General features: G+C 43.0%; 18 protein-coding genes and 1 riboswitch. Of the genes, 12 read left to right on the top strand and 6 right to left on the bottom strand.

Going from position 1 to position 22047, the window contains the following annotated elements:
- Positions 1-76: 76 nt before the first annotated feature.
- Both LAQ65_RS00535 and chrA read left to right on the top strand, forming a co-directional pair.
- The gene (locus LAQ65_RS00535; protein WP_224114973.1) at positions 77-1513 is read left to right on the top strand and encodes a T9SS type B sorting domain-containing protein; all 1437 of its coding nucleotides are present in this window, start codon (positions 77-79) and stop codon (positions 1511-1513) included.
- 36 nt (positions 1514-1549) lie between these two features.
- A complete protein-coding gene (gene chrA / locus LAQ65_RS00540) occupies positions 1550-2737 on the top strand; it encodes a chromate efflux transporter (protein WP_224114974.1) in 1188 nt (395 codons plus the stop codon).
- On the opposite strand, the gene LAQ65_RS00545 is transcribed toward chrA, so the two are convergent.
- A complete protein-coding gene (locus LAQ65_RS00545) occupies positions 2734-4023 on the bottom strand; it encodes a voltage-gated chloride channel family protein (protein WP_224114975.1) in 1290 nt (429 codons plus the stop codon). The two genes, chrA and LAQ65_RS00545, sit on opposite strands and share 4 nt — an antisense overlap.
- A gap of 38 nt (positions 4024-4061) precedes the next feature.
- Positions 4062-4131, bottom strand: a riboswitch (Fluoride riboswitch).
- A 661-nt stretch (positions 4132-4792) separates the two neighbouring features.
- Between LAQ65_RS00545 and LAQ65_RS00550 the strand changes: the two genes are divergently transcribed.
- From LAQ65_RS00550 to LAQ65_RS00580, 7 genes are all read left to right on the top strand, one after another.
- Positions 4793-5338: a nuclear transport factor 2 family protein gene (locus tag LAQ65_RS00550; RefSeq protein WP_224114976.1), complete on the top strand. Its 546-nt coding sequence runs from the start codon at positions 4793-4795 to the stop codon at positions 5336-5338.
- A gap of 196 nt (positions 5339-5534) precedes the next feature.
- Complete coding sequence (locus LAQ65_RS00555) at positions 5535-5864, top strand: DUF3592 domain-containing protein (RefSeq protein WP_224114977.1); 330 nt, start codon at positions 5535-5537, stop codon at positions 5862-5864.
- A gap of 283 nt (positions 5865-6147) precedes the next feature.
- Positions 6148-8856: an acetate--CoA ligase gene (gene acsA, locus LAQ65_RS00560; RefSeq protein WP_224114978.1), complete on the top strand. Its 2709-nt coding sequence runs from the start codon at positions 6148-6150 to the stop codon at positions 8854-8856.
- 36 nt (positions 8857-8892) lie between these two features.
- Positions 8893-9171 (top strand): zinc ribbon domain-containing protein, encoded by a 279-nt coding sequence (locus LAQ65_RS00565; RefSeq protein ID WP_224114979.1) that lies wholly within the window; start codon positions 8893-8895, stop codon positions 9169-9171.
- A gap of 5 nt (positions 9172-9176) precedes the next feature.
- Positions 9177-10169 (top strand): alpha-ketoacid dehydrogenase subunit beta, encoded by a 993-nt coding sequence (locus LAQ65_RS00570; protein ID WP_224114980.1) that lies wholly within the window; start codon positions 9177-9179, stop codon positions 10167-10169.
- Positions 10162-11274 (top strand): dihydrolipoamide acetyltransferase family protein, encoded by a 1113-nt coding sequence (locus tag LAQ65_RS00575; RefSeq protein ID WP_224114981.1) that lies wholly within the window; start codon positions 10162-10164, stop codon positions 11272-11274. Before LAQ65_RS00570 ends, LAQ65_RS00575 begins: the two co-directional genes overlap by 8 nt.
- Entirely contained in the window at positions 11271-11522 is a 252-nt protein-coding gene (locus LAQ65_RS00580) for an acyl carrier protein (RefSeq protein WP_224114982.1), read from the top strand. The genes LAQ65_RS00575 and LAQ65_RS00580 overlap by 4 nt, the downstream gene beginning before the upstream one ends.
- Here the strand turns inward: LAQ65_RS00580 and LAQ65_RS00585 are convergent.
- Both LAQ65_RS00585 and LAQ65_RS00590 read right to left on the bottom strand, forming a co-directional pair.
- Positions 11485-12153 (bottom strand): dienelactone hydrolase family protein, encoded by a 669-nt coding sequence (locus LAQ65_RS00585; protein ID WP_224114983.1) that lies wholly within the window; start codon positions 12151-12153, stop codon positions 11485-11487. The two genes, LAQ65_RS00580 and LAQ65_RS00585, sit on opposite strands and share 38 nt — an antisense overlap.
- Before the next feature lie 6 nt (positions 12154-12159).
- Positions 12160-12549, bottom strand: a complete 390-nt coding sequence (locus LAQ65_RS00590; protein ID WP_224114984.1) for a hypothetical protein — start codon at positions 12547-12549, stop codon at positions 12160-12162.
- A 164-nt stretch (positions 12550-12713) separates the two neighbouring features.
- On the opposite strand from LAQ65_RS00590, the gene LAQ65_RS00595 reads away from it, so the two are divergent.
- Positions 12714-13658: an SGNH/GDSL hydrolase family protein gene (locus LAQ65_RS00595; protein ID WP_224114985.1), complete on the top strand. Its 945-nt coding sequence runs from the start codon at positions 12714-12716 to the stop codon at positions 13656-13658.
- Positions 13659-13672: 14 nt separating this feature from the next.
- The gene (locus tag LAQ65_RS00600; protein WP_224114986.1) at positions 13673-16021 is read left to right on the top strand and encodes a glycoside hydrolase family 95 protein; all 2349 of its coding nucleotides are present in this window, start codon (positions 13673-13675) and stop codon (positions 16019-16021) included.
- Between the two features lie 17 nt (positions 16022-16038).
- Here the strand turns inward: LAQ65_RS00600 and LAQ65_RS00605 are convergent, their stop codons facing one another.
- Genes LAQ65_RS00605 through LAQ65_RS00615 form a run of 3 tightly spaced genes read right to left on the bottom strand, consistent with a single transcriptional unit; the run spans position 16039 to position 18602 of the window.
- Positions 16039-17043: an MlaD family protein gene (locus tag LAQ65_RS00605; RefSeq protein ID WP_224114987.1), complete on the bottom strand. Its 1005-nt coding sequence runs from the start codon at positions 17041-17043 to the stop codon at positions 16039-16041.
- A 9-nt stretch (positions 17044-17052) separates the two neighbouring features.
- Complete coding sequence (locus LAQ65_RS00610) at positions 17053-17826, bottom strand: ABC transporter ATP-binding protein (RefSeq protein ID WP_224114988.1); 774 nt, start codon at positions 17824-17826, stop codon at positions 17053-17055.
- 5 nt (positions 17827-17831) lie between these two features.
- Complete coding sequence (locus LAQ65_RS00615) at positions 17832-18602, bottom strand: MlaE family ABC transporter permease (RefSeq protein ID WP_224114989.1); 771 nt, start codon at positions 18600-18602, stop codon at positions 17832-17834.
- A 325-nt stretch (positions 18603-18927) separates the two neighbouring features.
- Here LAQ65_RS00615 and LAQ65_RS00620 point away from each other — a divergent pair, with 325 nt between their 5' ends.
- Positions 18928-22041, top strand: a complete 3114-nt coding sequence (locus LAQ65_RS00620) for a SusC/RagA family TonB-linked outer membrane protein (RefSeq protein WP_224114990.1) — start codon at positions 18928-18930, stop codon at positions 22039-22041.
- Positions 22042-22047: the final 6 nt, after the last annotated feature.

Genomic DNA, 22047 nt, shown 5'->3' on the forward strand with positions numbered 1-22047 from the left:
GTAGAATTTAAGGTAAAGAGTATATTTATCAGTTATTTGGATATTCAACTCCTTCTTTTAAAGTAAGCTGTTAAAAATGAAACTAATCAGGTGCCTGGCATGCAGCTTATTGCTTATTCACTTATTAATTTCTTCGGTTAACGGGCAGCAATGTACTGGTTCATTAGGGGATCCGATAGTTAATATCACTTTTGGTGCTGGTGGAAATTTTGGGAAGCCCTTACCCGCAGGTGTTACAAGCAATTTGCAATATGTAGCATCTGTATGCCCCAATGACGGTTATTATTCCATCACTAATTCTACATCAGGATGTTTTGGAAATTCCTGGCTAACAACAAAAGACCATACCGGTGATCCGAATGGTTATTTTATGTTGATTAATGCATCATATGAGCCCAGTAATTTTTTTATTCAAAAGATAGACGGGCTTTGTCCGGGTACCACCTATGAATTCGCAGCATGGTTACTCAATGTGCTCTATAATAATGGGATACTTCCCGACATAACTTTTTCAATTGAAACTGTAACCGGCGATACTTTAGGGCTTTATAATACAGGCCAGATTCCAGTAGACCGGGCCGGGAACTGGAAGCAATACGGCTTTAATTTCACTACACCTTCCGATATTTCAACTATTGTACTGCGTATGCGTAACAATGCACCGGGCGGCAACGGGAATGACCTAGGCCTGGATGATATCACTTTTCGCCCGGCAGGTCCATCAATTAGTGTAGGCATACAAGGACATCCGGATAATGAGTTAGTCGTTTGTCCAGGTAGTCCTGATATTTTTACATTCAATTCCACCATTGACCCTTGTTATGTTTCAGCTGCATACCAGTGGCAATTGAGCCGCGATACGGGCAGGAACTGGATCAATATTCCGGGCGAAACCTCTGCCAGCTTTCAGCGTAAGCCAACCAGCAGTCCGGGAATATATTTATACCGGCTGGCTGTAGCACAAACGGGTAATATTGGCATATCAAATTGCCGGGTCGTATCCGCTAACATTAAAATAGCGGTACCACCAACCCCGGCACCCGACCTGGGCCCTCCGGCATTTCTTTGTAAAGACGATTCCCTGCTTTTGTCTCCAGGTAACTTCGACAGCTACCGCTGGCAGGATGGCTCAGTTTTACCCACCTTCCTGGTAAAAAAAGGCGGCAATTATTCTGTTACGGTAAGCAATGCCTGCGAGTCTGTTTCGACGAGTGTGTTTATCCAGGAAAGGGTATGCGGATTCTTCTTCCCGACAGCCTTTACACCCAATAATGATGGCATTAATGAAACATTTAAAATTTTGAGCTCTTATTCGTTGTCTACCTACGATCTTAGGGTCTTCAACCGGTGGGGGCAGCTGGTTTTCCATACTAATGATTTCCGGAATGGTTGGGATGGAACCATCAATGGACAGGCTGCCGCTTCGGGCTTATATGTCTGGAAGTGCGAAATGACAGTTGCAGGGTCCAATCAAACAGTCTATAAAAACGGTAGGGTTAATTTGATCCGATAGTTTATATTTGGTCTTATTACCAAAACATGCTGTTTGATGATAAAGCAAACGCCCACACAGATTTTTTTGCGTTTCCTGAAATTCGGTTTATTGGCCTGGGGCGGACCCGTGGCGCAAATAGCCATGATCAGGAAAGAGCTTGTTGAAGAAGAGGAGTGGGTAACCAAGGAACAATTCAACCGGGCATTAGCGGTGTACCAGGTATTACCAGGACCGGAAGCCCATGAGCTTTGCGTTTATTTCGGCATGAAGGCTGGAGGCCGATGGGGTGGTTTCCTGGCCGGGTTGGCGTTTATGCTACCCGGATTTTTATTGATGTTGCTTTGCACTGCCCTGTATATCCATTTTGGTTTGCAATCACCCACTTTTAAAATTCTATTTGAAGGAATTCAGGCAGTTGTTGTTGCTCTGATTCTTTTTGCCGTATACCGTATTGGCAAACATACTGTTACTAATGCCTCCTTGCTGGTCATTGCTTTGTGCAGCGCAATGGCCTCTTTTACAGGTGTCCATTTTGTGATTGTGTTGTTGGTTGCTGGATTGGCCTATGCAGCCTGGCAAAAAGAACAATATTTGGTTACTGGCTTAATTGCCATAATCTGGTTAACATCCATGGGTTTCCAGGTAAAGGAAAATGGTTTTCCGTGGTCACAAAAAAAACAGCAGCAACACATTGTAAGCACTTCGTATAACCAGGCTTATGGAAAAGTATTTCTGACTGGATTAAAAGGCGGACTGCTCACTTTCGGTGGGGCATATACCGCCATTCCATTTATTCAGCGGGATGCAGTTGTACAAAACAAGTGGATGAGCAATGAAGAGTTCCTCGATGGCATTGCACTTTCGGGTATACTCCCCGCACCCCTCATTATTTTCTCCACTTTTGTTGGCTATTTTGGCGGAGGATGGCCAGGTGCCGTCCTGATTACTATTGCTATTTTCCTTCCGGCATTTTCTTTTACCCTTGCAGGCCATGGTGCAATGGAAAAACTCATCGCCAATACTGCTTTACATAATTTGCTGGATGGTATTACTGCGGGGGTTATTGGGCTAATTGGTGTAACCGCCATTCAATTATTGTTAACCACTGTTACAAGTTGGATGGCGCTTGCAATTGTTGCGGCCAGTATTATTATACAAATAAAATTCAGGTCTAAATTCACAGCAATCTTTCTGATCCCTGGTGCCGGCGCCTTCAGTTTAATATGGCACTATTTCGTTTAGTGGTAAAGGTGAGCGTGTAATTTTGAAACGCCTTTTCTTTGCGCGGCATAAATTCCCGAATGGCCACTGAAATAATATGCCGTGAAACAGGCAATAGCATAATAAATTGCCTGCTCCCCGCCGAATAATTCTATACCCATAATTGTACAGGCCAGGGGGGTATTGGTGGCACCGGCGAATACGGCAATAAAACCAAGAGCGGCAAATAAATCCACTGGAGCACCGGAAATAGTTGCCAGTGTATTGCCCAGCGTTGCACCTATAAAAAACAAGGGTGTTACTTCACCGCCTTTAAAGCCCATTCCCAGCGTTATGGCGGTAAGTAACAACTTCCAAAACCAGCTGAAACTGCCGGCCCCACCCGGCGAAAATGCTCCGACTATACTTACTCCGTTACCCGGATTGGTAACGCCCAAACCAAGGTAATCGAAGCTGCCTAGAGCATAACTGATACCAATAATCAAGGCTCCTCCGATTACTGGGATTAACCATCCCGGGGAGATCAGTTTCTGGCTTTTGTTTTTAATGGTATGGGATAACTCTGCGAAAGCAAATCCGGCCAAACCGAATAGTACAGAGGCAATAATTACTTTCAGCAAAAGTACCAGGTCGAAAGCCAGGTAGGGAATAAATCTGGTTACAACAGCAGGCGCAATATGGTATTGCGTATGTAAAATACCAGTTGACCTGCAGGTTATGTCAGCAACAATGCTGGCAATGAGGCAGGGGATGAGTGCATCATATTTTATCCGGCCGATCGTTAAAACTTCCAGGGCAAAAACAGCACCGGCAACAGGTGTGCCAAATACAGCGCCGAAGCCGGCCGACATGCCGCACATCAGCAATATCCTTTGCCGTTCGTGGTGCAGGCTGAACCACCTGGAAAATAGTGCGGCAATACTTCCCCCCATTTGCACGGCTGTTCCTTCGCGGCCGGCTGAACCACCAAATAAGTGCGTAATAACCGTAGTGGTTAAAATAAGTGGTGTCATTCTTGCCGGAACCCCTTCAGCCGGTTCATGGATTTCATCCATGATAAGGTTGTTGCCGGCGGCTGCGTTCTTTCCAAAATAAGCATACAACCAATAAATAAAGAGACCAGCCAGGGGCAGTAAAAAGATAAGCCAGGGATGCATCCAGCGGTTACTGGTAGCCCAATCCAAAAGCCATAAAAATAATGCTACTAATAAGCCAATGGAAATGGCAACGGGAAGAATCAGGATGGTCCAGCGGATCAGTTGCCTGGCGATAAAAAGCTGCTCAAATGAATATTTTGGTTTGTTCATCCTACAAATAATTTAATGGCCTGATTGGCCGAGATGCAACATTTGTAGGCGCCATTAGCTCTTGCGGGAAGAACGGTTGAATAGGAAGACACCATTTCCTTGGCCTTAAAAATAAACGAATTATACAAAACTTGCGTTTTCTTCCAAATGTTTTAATTAGCTGCATTTTGTCATTCACCATTTTGTCGGATAAAATTGCTTTACCTGGTATTTTCACCAGGTTGACCAACCTGTTTTACTTCAAACAATCCTCTGGAATTTACTTTCATTTTTGTTCTTAAAAATTGGCAGGATTTATGAGATTTCCCGGGGTGGCCGGGCCTCATCCGGCCAGCACTTTTAGTTCTATTGCCTTAAAATGAGTTTGGTCCTGTTATTGCTTCAGGAAAGCTATAGGCAAGCTTTATAATACGGCTATCCTTTATACCTATAATATTTACGGATGATTTACGGATGATGAACGGAGGATGAACGGAGAGTATTGCTTTTAAAGTGCCGGGATGAAGCCCGGTTTAAGCCGTATGTAAGTATCGAAAGTGGGCATTCCCGGAGCGACATTACCCTTTATACATGTAGAATAATCAACCGGCTGGGTATTTTTGTGCATTATTGCAAGTGGTCATTTTCGTGAGGAATTTCCACTTTGCTGGATTACTTGTAAAATTTCAATGAATTACTTATATTCATTAAACCGTCCTCTCTCCGCAATACCCCCAAAGTAATAACTCGTACTCCCGATTTTTTAATTAATCAATTTCAAACAAAAAGTATGAAACAGTTATTTGTATGGGCTTTATTTGCTCCCCTGGTTTTCTCATGTAATACGCCAAAGCCGGAGGAAAAAAAGGAAGAGCCTCCGGTAGTTACAGAAGCAAAACCGCAACAACCTGCTGAATTCGCTGATCCCAAGTATACTGAACTGGGAAAAAGTGCTCTTGCTGCTTTAACCAACGGGGATGTTGATGGTTGGGTGAGCGCCTATGCCGACAATGCAGTGTTTATGTGGAATAATGGCGATAGCATTGTTGGTAAACCTGCCATAACCGCGTATTGGAAGAAACGCAGGACAGAAGTAATTGATTCCATTTCTTTCAGCAATTTGATCTTTTTGCCTTTAAGGGTAAATCAGCCGCAGAGTATTGAACAGCCCGGTGTTTGGCTATTGGGTTGGTATAGGGTAAGTACCAAATATAAATCTGGTGGAAAAATGACCCAGATGCTTCATACCGACATGCATTTTAATGCTAATGACCAGGTTGACCGTGTGATCCAATATATTGACCGTGTTCCTGTTAATGCTGCTATGAAAAAATAACAGTAAGGATTTATAAAGAGTTAAAAGGTGCTGAAGGGCACCTTTTTTTGGCACTTATTATTTAGTTTTAGCAGATATGCTGCTCAGTAAAAATCAATTGTTCGGGATTGTTTTCGGCTTAATTCTTATTCCGTTTTTTTTAAACCGGGTAATTTGGATTGCCCAGTCTTCAACAACCATCGGCAAAATGCGGTTTATGGGGAAAACTATAAACGGTCAGCTGACCAGCACTTACCCTGTAATCAGTTTTAGTTCAACGGGTAAGGATACTGTTTGGTTCAATGGGCAGGATGACCTGGTTTACACACCAGGACAACCTGTACCCGTTCGGTACCTGCAACATGATCCAACAGATGCCCGGATCAATACCTTGTACAGTTTGTGGATCGATGTGCTGATCATAGCAGGGGTCCCCTGCTTAATGGTGTTGCTGATCTACCTGCATAGAAGCATTTTCCCAAAGGGTACAAAATTTTTAATTGGAAAGAAACCTTTTTTCCAGGTTATTCCTGTTGAAGGTTCATAAAAGAAAATAATATTATCGCTTTGTGCCGGGGTTTTGTTCAAAATCAAATCACTCCTGGCATAGGGGGCCTTCTACTGAAAATCATTTCGATTCTGGAAATGAATGCATTTTTGGTAATTAACCAGTTCCCAATATTTAGCCCGGTTCCATCTTCCCGGTAACCTGTTGCAGCAATATGACAAAATTCCTGTTATCTCATGACCAATATCAGGGCTATACAGCATTATACGGTTTAAATTGGTACACTAAGTATCATGGGTTAAAGGCGTTAAAATATTACAATATGGAAGAGTCATTATCTGCTGTTTCATTACCTGTTTCGCCAAATCTGTCTGACTACGAATCTTTCCGGCAATCTTTCACCTGGGCCCGGGAGGGTAAATATATTTCCGGCCTGCCGGATAATAAAGGATTGAATATTGCTTATGAGGCGGTGGACAAACACGCCGGAGGAAAGTTGAAAAATACCACCGCACTTCGTTGGATCCGCAAGGACCGGACTATTAAAGATTATTCCTATGATGATATGTCGCGGCAAAGTTCCCGTTTCGCCAATATGCTGGTGAAATTGGGTATTCAAAAAGGGGAGCGGGTATTCACTTTATTAGGAAGGGTTCCTGAATTATATATTGCATCATTAGGCACACTCAAAACAACAGCTGTTTTTTGTCCTTTGTTTTCAGTATTCGGCCCCGAGCCGGTTTTTCAACGATTAAGTAAGGGCGAAGCTAAAGTACTGGTAACAACCACTGCTATGTTTGAAAAAAAAGTCCGGGAATTATTGGAACGCCTGCCTTCAATCCAATTCATTATGTTGACTGATGCGGACCAGCATACTGATCAGAAAATTCTTTCCCTGCCGAAACTTTTGAATGAAGCACCGGATGAATTCACCATTCCGCCTACCCAGCCGGAAGACCCGGCATTACTGCATTTCACCAGTGGCACCACTGGTATGCCGAAAGGGGCCTTGCATGTCCATAATGCGGTTTACATGCATTATGTTACCGGTAAATACGTGCTCGATTTTCATGAAGGGGATATTTTTTGGTGTACAGCTGATCCGGGTTGGGTTACGGGCACATCTTATGGAATTATTGCGCCTTTTGTAAACGGGATAACCAATATCGTTGATGAAGAAGAATTTGATGCAGCAAGGTGGTATTCAATATTGGAAGAACACAAAGTGAATGTATGGTATACCGCGCCCACTGCCATTCACCGGTTAATGCGGATGAATATCAAGGCAAGGGAACAATATCACCTTGGGGCACTTCGGTTGATCTGCAGCGTTGGTGAACCTCTTCCCGCTGAAGCAGTGAAATGGGGTGAACGCACATTTGGGATGCCTATCATGGATAATTGGTGGCAAACAGAAACGGGTGGTATCATGATTGCCAATTTCCGGGCAATGCCTGTAAAACCTGGCTCAATGGGGAAGCCGCTGCCCGGTATAGAGGCAGCTATTGCCGAAATTACAGCTGATGGTCTTCAATTGATCAGCGAACCTGGCAGGCAGGGTCAACTGGTTCTGAAAAAAGGCTGGCCTTCGATGTTCCGGAATTATTTACATGAGCAAGAGCGCTATAACAAGTGCTTTAGCGGGGAATGGTATATTACCGGTGACCTAGCCAGTATAGACAGCGATGGTTATTTCTGGTTTAAGGGCCGGGCGGATGATATTATTAAAACATCAGGTCACCTGGTTGGTCCGTTTGAGGTGGAAAGTAACCTGTTGCAACATGAAGCTGTGGCTGAAGCGGCGGTAATTGGCAAACCTGATCCAGTGATAGGGGAATTGGTAAAAGCATTTATTGTTTTAAAACCTGGCATTGTTGCCAATGAAAATACCCAGATGGATATTATGGCTTTTGCCCGGAAAAAAATGGGTCCGGCGGTAGCCCCCAAAGAGATCGCTTTTATTGATGCTTTGCCAAAAACAAAAAGTGGTAAAACATTGAGGCGCTTGTTAAAAGCAAGGGAACTTGGATTGCCGGAAGGTGATTTATCTACACTGGAAGCAACAGTATTAAGTCGCGATCATGGCCTTGATCTCCTGTACAAAATGATGCTCACCAGGCGGTTTGAAGAAGCGGCAGCAGAAATGTACACCAAAACAAAGATTCGCGGTTTCCTGCATTTGTATATTGGCGAAGAAGCAGTTGCAACAGGCGTTATGGTTTCTTTGTCCGCGCAGGATAATGTATTGTGTACTTACCGGGAACATGGACAGGCACTGGTTCGGGGCATTGATCCCAATTCGATTATGGCAGAGATGTATGGTAAGCAGGAAGGATGCAGCAAAGGCCGCGGTGGATCAATGCATTTGTTTGATGCGAAGACGAAGTTTTTTGGTGGCAATGCGATAGTTGCGAGTCATTTACCTGTTGCTGTGGGCATGGCATTAGCTGATAAGAAAAAGCAGCAAAAAAACATCACCTGTTGTTTTTTTGGGGATGGGGCAGCAGCAGAAGGCGAGTTCCATGAAGCGATGAACCTGGCTGCTTTGTGGTCTGTGCCTGTTTTGTTTGTGTGTGAAAACAATCTTTATGCCATGGGTACAGCAATTCGGTTCTCCCATGCTGTTACTGAACTGGAGAAAAAAGGCCCGGCTTACGGTATTGACACTGCAGTAGTAGACGGTATGGATGTTTTGGCAGTAGAAAAGGCTGCACAAGGGGCCATTGCAAAAATAAGGGCTAGTGGAAAGCCATTTTTCCTGGTGTGCAATACATACCGTTTCAGGGCGCATTCCATGTTTGATGCAGAGTTATACCGCGAGAAAAATGAAGTGGAAGAATGGAAAAAGCAGGATCCCATAAACAAGCTTCAGCAAACTCTCCTGAAGGATAACACAATCACCCAAAACGATATTGATGAGCTTTCAAAAAAAGTGGAAGTGAAAGTCCGGGAAGCAGTTGACTTTGCGGAAGCTGGTACCTGGGAGCCGGTGGATCAGCTGACAAATTTTGTGAATAGTCCGGCACGTTAGTTTAAATCATATGAATTATTAACCAAAATATTTTTTATGGAAAACAAGAATTTTTGCCAGAGTTGCAGCATGCCGATAGATAAGCCTGAACTTATGGGTACAGAAAAGGATGGTTCCAGGAATAAGGAATACTGCACTTACTGTTATCAAAACGGATCTTTCGTTAATCCCAATATGTCATTAGATGAAATGAAAAAATTGGTGAAGGCACAAATGGAGAAAATGAAAATCGATACAGCAACAATCAATCTTGCAGTAAGTACTCTGCCCCATCTCATAAGATGGAAAACTGCGGTTTCGGATGAATCAATATAATGTAAATGGAAAATAATAAGATAAAGCTCACTTACCGGGAAGCTATCAAACAGGCACTGAGGCAGGCTTTGCAGGAAGATGAAAAAGTATTCCTGATGGGAGAGGACGTAGGCCGGTATGGAGGGGCTTTTGCAGTAAGTAAAGGCCTGTTGCAGGAATTCGGTCCTGAAAGGATCATGGATGTGCCCCTGTCTGAATCTGGTTTTGTGGGTGCCGGAATTGGGGCAGCATTAAACGGTATGCGGCCAGTGGTAGAAGTAATGACCGTTAATTTCAGTTTGCTGGCTATGGACCAGATCGTGAATAATGCTGCGACCTTATTGCATATGTCGGGCGGACAATTAAATGTACCTGTTGTTATCAGGATGGGCTGTGGAATTGGAAGGCAACTCGCTGCCCAGCACTCCCACAGCTGGGAACCTTTATATGCGCATATTCCCGGTCTGAAAGTTGTTTCAGCCGGAACGCACGATGACGCCAGGGGTATGTTGCTTACTGCCCTGAAAGACCCTGATCCCGTAATTATATTCGAATATACCTTCCTGTTAAATATGGAGGCTGAAATTGCTGCAGATGCGGGCGCGGTAGATATTAATTCCTGTAAGGTGCGCAGGACAGGTAAAGACATTTCGCTGGTCACCTATGGTGCAGCGGTTTATAAGGTGCTGGAAGCTGCCAATGAACTGGCTGCCGCAGGAATAGATGCTGAAGTGATCGATTTACGCGTGCTAAGGCCAATTGATATGGAAACCATAATTTCTTCCGTAAGGAAAACACACCGGGTGCTTATAATTGAAGAAGCCTGGCGCTCCGGTGGAATAGCTGCAGAAGTTTCAGCACGGATAATGGAAAATTGTTTTTATGACCTTGATGCCCCTGTACAGCGCCTTTGCGGCATAGAAGTGCCTATTCCTTATCCGAAGCACCTGGAAGATGCTGCTGTTCCGCAAAAAGAAGATATTATGCTTTTGGTGAAGAAAATACTGCAACATGATTGAATTTACAATGCCAAGCCTGGGAGCAGATATGGAAGCCGGTACCCTGTGCGACTGGCTGGTTAAACCTGGTGATAAGGTTAAAAGGGGCGATATAATAGCCCAGGTGGATACCCAAAAAGGACTAATTGATATTGAAGTTTTTGATGAAGGTATTGTAGATCAATTGCTCATTAAGGAAGATGAGAAAGTGCCTGTAGGAACTGTAATGGCGCTGATCAGGCCCCTGGGGGAAAAGGCTGTGCCAACCATTGAGAAGCCTGCTGCAGTTTATCCCGTAGCCGAACATATCAGGGCATCGCCACTGGCTAAACGGATTGCTGCTGAAAAGAACATTGATTTATCGGCAATAACAGGTACTGGTGAAGGTGGTGCAATTACAAAAGAAGATGTTGAAAGGGCGGCAGGATTGAAACTTAGTGCTGCAGCGGAAAAGCGCGAACAGCCAGCTGATAGTATCCGCATGGCTGTTGCAGCGGCCATGAGTAAATCAAACCGGGAAATTCCGCACTATTACCTCGAAACGAAGGTTGATATGCGGCATTTGATAGATTGGCTGGCTTCGGAAAATAAAAAGAGGACAGTAAAGAATCGCCTGCTTCCAGCGGCAGTTTTGTTAAAAGCTGTTGCAAAAGCATTGGCCATTGTTCCAGAACTGAATGCATATTGGGAAAATGGCCTGCAATTGAAAAATGAGATCAATATCGGCTTTGTTGTTTCCCTGCACAAGGGCGGAGTGATGATCCCTGCAATTCTTGATGTTGCCCATAAATCAATTGATGAAATTATGGCCTTGTTGTCTGATATAATTCCCAGGGCAAGGAATTTAAAACTTCGAAGTTCAGAATTGAGTGCGTCAACAATAACGGTTACGAGCCTGGGTGAAGGAAGCGTTGAAACGGTTTTTGGCATTATTTATCCGCCGCAGGTGGCGATTCTTGGCTTTGGAAGTATAACGGAACAACCCTGGGCAGAAAATGGAATGCTGGACGTCCGTCCGGTTATGCATATTACTTTATCGGCAGACCACCGGGCAACGGATGGCCAGACCGGAAGCCGGTTCCTCAATGAATTAAAGCAGCAATTATTAAAACCTGAAGAATTATGAACGAACCTGAACTGAAACAGACTATCCTGAAAATGCTGAAGAAAGTGGCCCCGGACAGTAATCCCGAAACCCTGCAACCTGATGATAATATACGCCAGGTATTGGAAATGGATTCATTTGATGCCTTGCAATTTATTGTTGCCCTGGATGAACACCTTGGTATTGAAATCCCTGAAGAAGACTATGGTAAAATTGATACGCTTAATAAACTTATAGCTTACCTGAAGCAGAATATGCAGAAAGGGTAGCATATTTCTCAAACCACCTGGCTGCGAGTTCACAAACTTTTTCCATTGTGCCTGGTTCCTCAAATAAATGAGTGGCTCCTTCCACAACCTGCAACTCTTTTATACCTGCTAATTGTTGATAGGCTTCCTGGTTTAATTGTAAAACATCGGTATCACGGCTGCCAACAATTAGTAAGGTTGGTGCGGATACTTTTGATAACCTGTCACCGGCAAGGTCAGGCCGACCGCCTCTTGAAACAATGGCTGTTACACGAGGTAATAGGGAAGCCGCTTTCAAAGCTGATGCTGCACCTGTACTGGCACCAAAATACGCAGGTTGAAGGCCACTGGCTTCAGGAATTTTTTGCAGCCAGTTTGTAACGGCGATCAGGCGACCGGATAGCAGGTCTATATCAAACCGGTTGCTATATAACAGGTCTTCTTCAGGGGTGAGCAGGTCAAATAGAAGTGTTGCGAAATTGTATTGGTGAAGGTATCGGGCAACCATCCTGTTCCGCGGACTAAACCTGCTGCTTCCACTGCCATGTGAAAAAATAACGATTCCCCTGGAATTGTCGGGAATTGTAAGTTCACCCCCCAATTCCACATTCCCAATCCGGATACTAACTTGTTTATGGAATTCCTTATTCATTGAAGGTTATTTATTCAGCAGCCCGGACAGGAAATTATAGCAGCTGTATTTAGTGTCTATATAACTCTTTTCAGCCTCCTGCATTTTCTCTCTTATTGTATTTTGCTGGACTTTTATTTTTGGCTTTATTGCCTCTTTTTCAACCGGTATATCATTGTTTAGAAGGATTTTTTCCTGTTCATCTATTTCTTTTTCCAGCAATTGGAAGCTTATTTTCTGGTTGTTTAAGGTATTCATGAAATGTTCAGCATTGGCTGCAAGGTTTGGTATGGTGTTTTGGTGAATTACCTCCATCAGTTTATCTTCCATTTCCTCAATTTCTTCCTCGTAAAATTCAATAGCCCTGATCCAGTCGTTTAATTCCGATAAATAATAATCTGATACTGAATGTGTCATAGCATATTAATATAATATAAAGGTGAGGGTTGATAATTTCACAGGCAATGACCGGAATCACCGGGATTTTTGATTGTTATCAGGGTGGTTTTATACCTGTTAAAAACCGGGAGCCAATAAACTATCTTAGGGTTCAATTAATAAGTATCGGTTAAATTAGCGCCATGAAAAAATATTTCCTGTTGTTTTTTTCTGTATTCAGCTTCATTTTTGTCTTCCCTGCACAAATAAGAAAAAATCCGGTTTCATCAGATAAGCAGAAAATAAAAAAAATTCTTTTCCTTGGCAATAGCATCACCTACCAGGGCAATTATATTACCGACATCGAAACATATTATATAACCCATTTTCCCAAACAACAATTTGAATTTATTAATGTAGGGCTTCCAAGCGAAACAGTATCGGGACTTTCAGAGCCTAACCATGCGGATGGCCGGTTTCCACGCCCGGATTTGCATGAACGTCTCGAAAGGATATTGGAACTCCTCCAGCCCGACATTGTCTTTGCCTGTTATGGTATGAATGATGGCATATACCTTCCACTGGACCAGCAGCGGTTTCAGCAATTCAGGGACGGTATACTATGGATGCATAACCGGCTGGCAAAAACGGGTGCGAGAATTATTCACCTCACACCGCCAGTATATGATGACAAACGGGCCGGAGCTGCCGGATATAACAGCGTACTCGATTATTATTCAACATGGTTATTACAGCAAAGGGATTCACTGCACTGGGAAGTTGCCGATATTCATTTCCCGATGGCAATGTTCCTTGAAGAAAATAGAAAGATTAATCCAGGTTTTGTTTTGGCTGATGATGGTGTGCATCCCGGCGAATTAGGTCACTGGATCATGGCCAAACAGGTTTTGTTGTACCTGGGATTCAAAAAGGATGTAGCCGATGCAAATGAGGTAAAGGATATATATGCGAATCAAAAAAATGGGGAAGCCATTTACAAACTGGTTGCTGAACGGCAATTGATTATGAAAGATGCATGGCTTACAGCAACAAAACATACCCGGCCGGAAATGCCTGTTGGCCTGCCGTTGGATGAGGCCAAAACAAAAGCTTCCACGATTGATATGCAAATCCGTAAATTGAATTAATTACTGTTATAAATATGACTCGCCTATCATTGAAGCACTTGATTTTTTCGTTGGCCGCGCAACTTTTTTATTATTGTGTATTTGCTGGCGATCCGCATAAACCACTAACGCTTTGGTATGATAAACCAGCGAACCGTTGGGAGGAGGCCCTGCCGGTGGGGAACGGTCGTTTGGGCGGAATGGTTTATGGTAATCCTGTTCGCGAAAGAATCCAGTTAAATGAAGAAAGTATCTGGGCTGGTTCCAAAATAAATAATAATAATCCGGCTGCCTTACAACATTTAAAGGAACTGCAACAAGCTATTTTTAATAATGACTACGAAAAAGCTGATGCGATTTCGCAACAATATTTTATTGGTACGCCCCCTGAAGTGCGCAGCTACCAACCCCTTGGTGACCTGTTAATTGATTACAGGTGGAGCCAGAAACCTGCTGGTTATAACCGTGAGCTCGATCTTAAAACAGGTATAGCCACTACTACTTTTAGTGTTGCTGGAAATAAATATTCCCAAAAGGTTTTTGCATCGGCGCCGGATAATTGTATGGTAATTAAACTCGATGCTGAACAACACGGATTAATTAATGCCAGCATTAGTTTGAAAAGGGAAATTGATGCAGTTTCCATGGCAGGTAATGATGGCAGCATTACCTTAAAAGGCCAGATTATTGACAGGGAAGACCCAAAAAAAGGTCCGGGTGGAGCGCATATGCGGTTTAATGGTGAATTAAGGGTGAAAATAAATAAAGGAAGAATTGTGGCTGAGGGCGACAAACTGATTATAAGTAATGCGCAGCAGGTATTAATCATCCTTACGGCAGCTACAGATTACAATATTGAAAAACTGGATATAGATCTGGCTTTACAACCTGAAAAAATTACTGGTAAAATTCTTGACCAGGCAGGAAAATTTTCCTGGGAAACATTATTGCAAAGGCATTTGCAGGAGTACCAACTTATGTTTAACAGGGTGGACCTGCAACTTGGAAAAGATGCATTTCAAAATATACCTATCAATAAACGATTGGAAGCAGTGAAGAAAGGCGGTGCAGATAATGGGCTGGAGGCTTTGTACTTTCAGTATGGCAGGTACCTGCTAATGAGCTCATCGCGAAAGCCAGGAGTACTACCTGCTAATTTGCAGGGGATTTGGAATAAAGAACTGGCAGCGCCATGGAATGCCGATTTCCATACCAATATCAATTTGCAGATGAATTACTGGCTGGCAGAAAATTGTAACCTTGCAGAAACCAGTGAGATACTTGCGCATTTTATGGAAAAAATTGCAGTTCCGGGAGCTGCCACTGCACATGAAACATATGGCACAAAAGGCTGGACCTTGCATCACCTCACTGATCCCTTTGGCCGTACGGGCGTTGCCGACGGGGTTTGGGGTATCACACCGATGAATGGGCCATGGATGACATTTCCATTATATGAGCATTTTTTGTTCACCAGGGACACTGCCTATCTAAGGCAAACGGCCTACCCATTAATGAAAGGCTCAGCAGAATTCGTACTGGGTTTTCTGACCAGGTCGCCGGAAGGTTATTTGGTGACCAATCCTTCTCATTCGCCCGAGAATACTTTCTATGACCCCATTGCCAAAAAGAAATCCCAGCTTACCTATTCGGCAACCATTGACGTAGAGATTGCCAATGCACTTTTTGATTATTGCGCCGAGGCCGCCGGTATATTGCAGACCGATCCTGATTTTGTACAACAGATCAGGGCGGCCCAAAAACAACTGCCCCCAATCAGGATTAATTCGAAAGGTTGCATACAAGAGTGGGTTCGGGATTTTGACGAAGTCGAGCCTGGTCACCGGCATATGTCGCATTTATTAGGCCTGTACCCTCTGGAAGAATTCAGTCCGGCAACACCAGATTTGTTCAAGGCGGCAAAGGCATCACTTGAAAGGCGGTTGTCTAACGGCGGGGGACATACGGGTTGGAGCAGGGCCTGGATCATCAGTTTTTATGCGCGGCTATTGAATGGCGATAAAGCTTATGAAAACCTGTTAAGCCTGTTGGCGAAATCAACGGATGTCAATTTATTCGATATGCATCCGCCTTTCCAGATCGATGGCAATTTTGGTGGCGCTGCCGGAATCGCTGAAATGCTCTTACAGTCACATAAAGGCAGTATAAGATTGTTGCCGGCATTGCCGAAAGCCTGGCCCGAGGGTGAGGTAAAAGGCCTGGTCGCCAGGGGTGGGTATGTAATTAACATGAAGTGGAAAGATGGACACTTACAGCATGCAACAATATCGTCAAAGCCTGGCGGAGAAACTACAATACTGTTTGAGGCTTTAGAGCGGAAAATTAATTTAAAGCCAGGGGAAATGATTGAAATGACCTTTTGAAACAAAGGTATTATTTGTTATTTGGGCAGCGAATCGGCTTTTTCAGCCTTTTGTTTTTTCTTTTCCTGCTTCCTGAAATAGCCACTTAACAGGAAGCTGTGTTTTAATGCTTCCATATTCTGGTTAAAGCCATCTGTACCTTTTTGGATATTGTCGAGGCTTACACTGAGTTTTGCTGCGGCCACAGAATCTCTTAATATTAAATTCACCGTGCCCTTTCCGGAATTGATATCCTGTTTAACACCGTCAATAAGTTCACTGACTTCCCTGGCCAGGGAATCTGCTTCACTTCCAACTTTATTGATCTTTAGTATGGCTTCATTCAGGTTGTAAGCGATACCGGTATCTTTTAAAATTTCACCCAAAGATCCTTTACCGCTTTTTACATCCGATACCAGCTCATTTAAACTGTTGGCCATACCAGCTGCTTTTCCGGTAGCTACTTTAATATTAGCTACAGATATTCTCAGGTTTTTTGGAATGGTAGAGTCATTCAGTAATGCCCATAATCCACTGCTGCTGTTTATTTTTTGTATGGTGGTCTTTAATCCCGTAGCAATTTCAGCAACATCGTTATTGGTTTTGGAAAGCGTCTGTATCATTTCATACGTGTCCACATTTTTCTGGGAGGATAAAAAATCGCCTTCAACCGCGAGGTTTGCCGGTTCGCGCGAAGGCACAATATTGACGACCTTATTGCCTACCAATCCTTCCGTACCAATAGATACGATGGCATTTCTACGGATGATTGTTTGCATTCTCTTTTCAATAAGCAGGGTTACTTCAATGGTAGTATCGTTAAGGATATTTATTTTTTTAACTGTTCCTGCTTCAATACCGGAAACACGAACATTGTTGCCTGTCATTAGCCCCTGCACATTTTCAAATTTTACTTTTAGCTCGTAAGTGGATCCAAATAAATTCCTGTTCTTGCCAATCATATAAAGTAAAAGCACCAGGAATAATAATCCTGACACCACAAAAATGCCCAGTTTTGCATTATCCATTAAACGTTTTGCCATAAGCGTCTTTTATTCAAAGAATTGTTTAACTTTTGGATCATTGTTTTGTTTCAGTTGGTCATAAGTACCCATTGCGAAACATTTTCCCTCTAACAAAATCACCACCTTATTGCTCGCCATTTTCACACAATTCATATCATGCGAAATGATTAGTGAAGTTGTATTGTATTTGTGTTGTATTTCTACCATGAGCTCAATAATTTCCTTTCCGGTAATAGGATCGAGTCCGGTCGTTGGTTCATCATACAATATAATTTCCGGTTTCAGGATAAGTGTCCGGGCCAGGGCTATCCGCTTTCGCATACCGCCCGATAATTCTGCCGGCATCATGTCTACTGTGTGTGCCAGTCCTACATCATCCAGGGCTTCCTGCACCATTTTATTGACCTCGTCCTGTGCAACCTGGATCCAATGGCGGCGCAGGGGAAATTCAAGGTTTTCGCGCACTGTCATCGAATCATAGAGGGCATTGCTTTGGAACAGGAACCCAACTTTGGCCCTTATTTGATCAAGCTCGTCTTCATTAATATCCGGAATATTCTCACCAAATACTTCAATCCTGCCCTGGTCTGGTTTCAATAATCCGATAATGCATTTAATCAGTACGGATTTTCCTGACCCTGATTTTCCCAGGACAACAACGGATTCCCCTTTCTTCAGTTCCAGGTTAAAATCAATAAGTACATGGTTATTGCCAAATGATTTATAAAGGTGTGAAATAACCAGCATATGGCCCTGCTGCAAAAGATTGCCTGCCTGTAATAATTGTTTTTCCTGGGTCATGATTATTAATTAAAACCAAAAATATCTGTAATCTGTACGGCCAGTAAGTCAATCACAAATATCATCACCGATGATACCACTACCGCTGAATTGGCAGACCTTCCTACACCTTCCGTACCCTTGCTGCTGTTATATCCTTTATAGCAGCCAACAACGGCTACTGCAAATCCAAAGAAGAAACTTTTTAAAAAAGATGGCACAACATCGTAAAATTCGAGGTTGTCAAAGACCTGCGTCCAGTATAAATTAAAACTGGTGGTCGCGCGGATGTTTACGCCAAGATAAGAACCATATAATGAAATGGCATCACCCAGCATAACAAGTACCGGTAGCATTAATGTGGCAGCCAAAACCCTGGTAACCACCAGGTATTTGAATGGATTTGTGCCACTCACTTCCATTGCGTCAATCTGTTCGGTTACCCTCATCGAACCCAGTTCAGCACCGATGCTGCTGCCTATTTTTCCAGCGAAAATGAGGGCTGTAATCACCGGGCCAATTTCCCGGACAATAGCAATGCCTACTATAGCCGGCAGTTGGGATTCAACGCCATAATCCACCATCGATGGCCTTAATTGCATGGTAAGTACCAATCCAAGGATAAATGCGGTTAAGGCAACCAGCGGGAGTGATTTATACCCGATTACAAAGCATTGGTGCATAAATTCAGCGACTTCATATCGCGGCTTAAAGCCTTGTTTGAAGAATTTTGCCGTAAACCGGGCCATATCCCCGGCCTCGCTTAGAAATGCTTTTGATGTTTTAGGGATGGGCATAATTTATTTACCTACAAGTTTTCCATTTTATTCTGTCCGGGGGATGACTACCGTCATTAGCTGTATTGATAATGGTCAAAATCTATTTTTTAATGATGCAACATTTAGATAAAATTTGTTGCCTTGGCCTATTAGTTGAGGTTGGAAACAATATTTTCAGGTTTTCCCCAAATAATGCGCAATCGGTTGCACGGTATTTACGCAGCGGTTTAAGGGAAAATTAAACATATAACTGCATGATTTAATTAGGGTTATATAGGAAAAAATCACCAATTTCATCTCAGGATTAATTTATTATTGCTTTTTTGTTAAAAAATCACTGCTTATGACACTCAAAAAACATTTGTTTACTCTCCTGTTGCTCTTTTCCTGCGCATACCTGATGGCGCAGGATAGGGTAGTTACAGGTAAAGTGCTATCTGCCAAGACCAATAAGGGACTGGCAGGGGCCAGTATTTTGGTAAAAGGCACAAAAAGAGGTACTTCAACTGACGAGAACGGCAGTTTTAGTATTTCTGTACCATCAGGACCCCAAACCCTGGTAATTTCTTCTGTTGAATCGGCATCCAAAGAAGTTAAAGTGGCTGCTGGTGAAACTATGGTTTCGGTTAGCCTGGAAGAAGGTAATGGCCAATTAGGGGAGGTAGTGGTAACAGCGCTGGGTATTACAAGGGAAAAGAAAACCCTGGTATACGCCACGCAAGCTGTCAAACCTTCAGAATTAACGGAGGCGAGGGATCCAAATAACGTGCTTAACTCTCTCTCAGGGAAAGTTGCAAATGCGGTAATTAACCAGGGATCTGGTGGTCCCGGTAGTGGTGTACGCCTTGTATTGAGGGGTAACCGTTCTATTCAGGGAAGTAATAATGCCCTTATTGTTGTGGATGGTGTTCCATTGTCGAACAATACAAATGGAACTGCCGGAAGTGATTTTGGATCCGTACAGGGTTCTGATGGTGCTTCCAGCATTAACCCTGATGATATTGAATCTGTAAACGTATTACGGGGCGCATCAGCTGCCGCACTTTATGGTAGCCAGGCAGGTAACGGTGTAATCGTTATTACTACTAAAAAAGGCAAGAAAGACAGGGTGGCTGTGACCCTTAATACAGGGGTGGCCGTTGAGTCCGTTTTTGCTTTACCTGATTTCCAGAATTCATATGGACAAGGTAATGGTGGCGTTTTGAAAGATACCCTTATCTCTGGTGAAAGCTGGGGCGCTAAAATGACTGGTCAGCCCATTACTACCCATTTGCTGCAACCAGGAACCTATTCTCCGCAGCCCAATAACGTTAAAGATTTCTTCAACGACGGCGTTAGTTATAATAATTCTATAGGTGTTTCAGGTGGTACTGAAAAAATGCAGACCTATTTATCTTATACCAATAACAACATAACAGGTATTATTCCAGGGAATAGCCTTAACAGGCACACTGTGAACCTTCGCCTTTCTAATCAGATTGGAAAAAGGTTTTCTACAGACGCCAAAATTACGTACCTGAACCAGGATATTAAGAACAGGCCACGGACAGGTGAAGAAAACGCTCCGGTTATTGACATATATAATATGGCCCGGAATATTTCCACTGCAGATGCGAAAAATTACGAGATGATGAATAATGTGGGAATTCCTACACCTACATTCTTCCCATCAACGCTGAGTTCTATTTACCAGAATCCTTACTGGGTAACTAATCGTACACATATAAATGAATCCCGGGATCGTATAATCGGTTTTATTACTGCGAAATATAAAATTACAGACTGGTTAACCCTCTCTGGTAAAGCCAACCTTGATAAAACATTTGACCGGGGTGAAAGCCAGTATTCTGAAGGAACCATTCTTTGGGGAAAACCTGGTGGTGATTACCAGAAGAATAATATTATGGTTACTGAGAAATGGTTTGATGCAATGTTGGACGGAGCCAATAAAATTACCAATGACCTGAAAATCAACTATCGGATTGGGGGAATTTTCCAGGATTCAAAATATGATGCTGACTTTTCTTCTGCGAATGGTTTAAATATTACCAATAAGTTCAGTATGAATTTCGCGAAGGCCCCGGCAGTTAGTGCTTCATATACACAGGTTCAAACGCAATCTGTATTTGGTCAGGCTAACCTTTCATACAAAGATGCGATCTACCTGGATATGAGTTTACGGAATGACTGGGATTCCCGTTTACCTAAACCGTATAGCTTCTTGTATCCTTCAGTTGGTGTTTCCGCATTACTTTCTGAATTAATCACTTTGCCGACTGCTATTTCCTTCCTGAAGGCCAGTGTTAACTATGCTGAAGTGGGTAATGGTGGTAAGTTCGGCTTACTTAATTCTGTTTACAATTATGGACAAGGCGCCGGAAACGGTTTCCTGCAAAGAAGTTCAACTTTACCTTTACCAGGGTTGAAACCTGAAATTGTTAAGAACCTTGAGTTCGGAATTGAAGCCAGGTTTTTACAAAACCGTATCGGATTTACAGCAACCTACTACAAGAGTAATTCATTTAACCAATTACTCCAGGTTGCTTTACCAGTTGCAACTGGCTATTCCAACAAGTATATCAATGCGGGTAATATTCAGAACTCCGGATTTGAATTAGTAATAACAGGATCTCCAATTCAGAAGAAAGACTTCAAATGGGATCTTACCCTTAACATGGCAATGAACACCAATAAGGTAATTTCGTTAAGTGATGAAGTGAAGATTTTCTACCTGGGTGGCGGATACGGCCGTTCAGCAACTCCTGTTGTTGAAGAAGGCAAACCATATGGAGACCTTCTTGCATTTAAATGGGCAACAGATGCCAAGGGAAATTATATAGTTGATGCAACAAATGGCAAGCCAGTTCTTACCGGCGATCAGCAGTATATTGGAAACTTTAACCCTAAGGCAACCTTCGGTTTTTCCAATACGTTTGAGTATAAGGGCTTTTATCTCCGTTTGTTGATTGATGGTCGTGTTGGAGGAACAATGGTTTCAGGTACTGAAATGAACCTTGCATTCAGTGGAATTCCAGCGGTAACAGAAAATTACAGGGAAGGTGGATGGAGCCTGGGAGGTGTAGATGCAAACGGTGCTCCGGTTACTAAAACAATTTCTGCACAGGACTTCTGGCAGGTTGCCTCTGGTAAGCGTTATGGTGCTGGAGATTTTTTCGCTTATGACGCAACTAATTTCAGGGTTCGAGAGTTTTCATTAGGATATGGTATTCCAATTAAGAATACAGATATCGTGAAATCTGCAAGATTGTCCTTTGTAGCACGCAACGTTTTCTGGATTTTCAGAGGAGATTCAAAAATGAATATTCCTGGTTTGGGTACCCGAAAAATGTGGTTTGACCCGGATATGAGTTTGGGTAATGGAAACTACCAGGGTGTTGAGTATGGAACTTTACCTGCCACACGTAGTTTAGGACTTAATTTACAGGTAACTTTTTAATTCAAA

Origin of the sequence: Flavihumibacter profundi, from assembly GCF_020076305.1 — a bacterium.
Taxonomy (GTDB): domain Bacteria; phylum Bacteroidota; class Bacteroidia; order Chitinophagales; family Chitinophagaceae; genus Flavihumibacter; species Flavihumibacter profundi.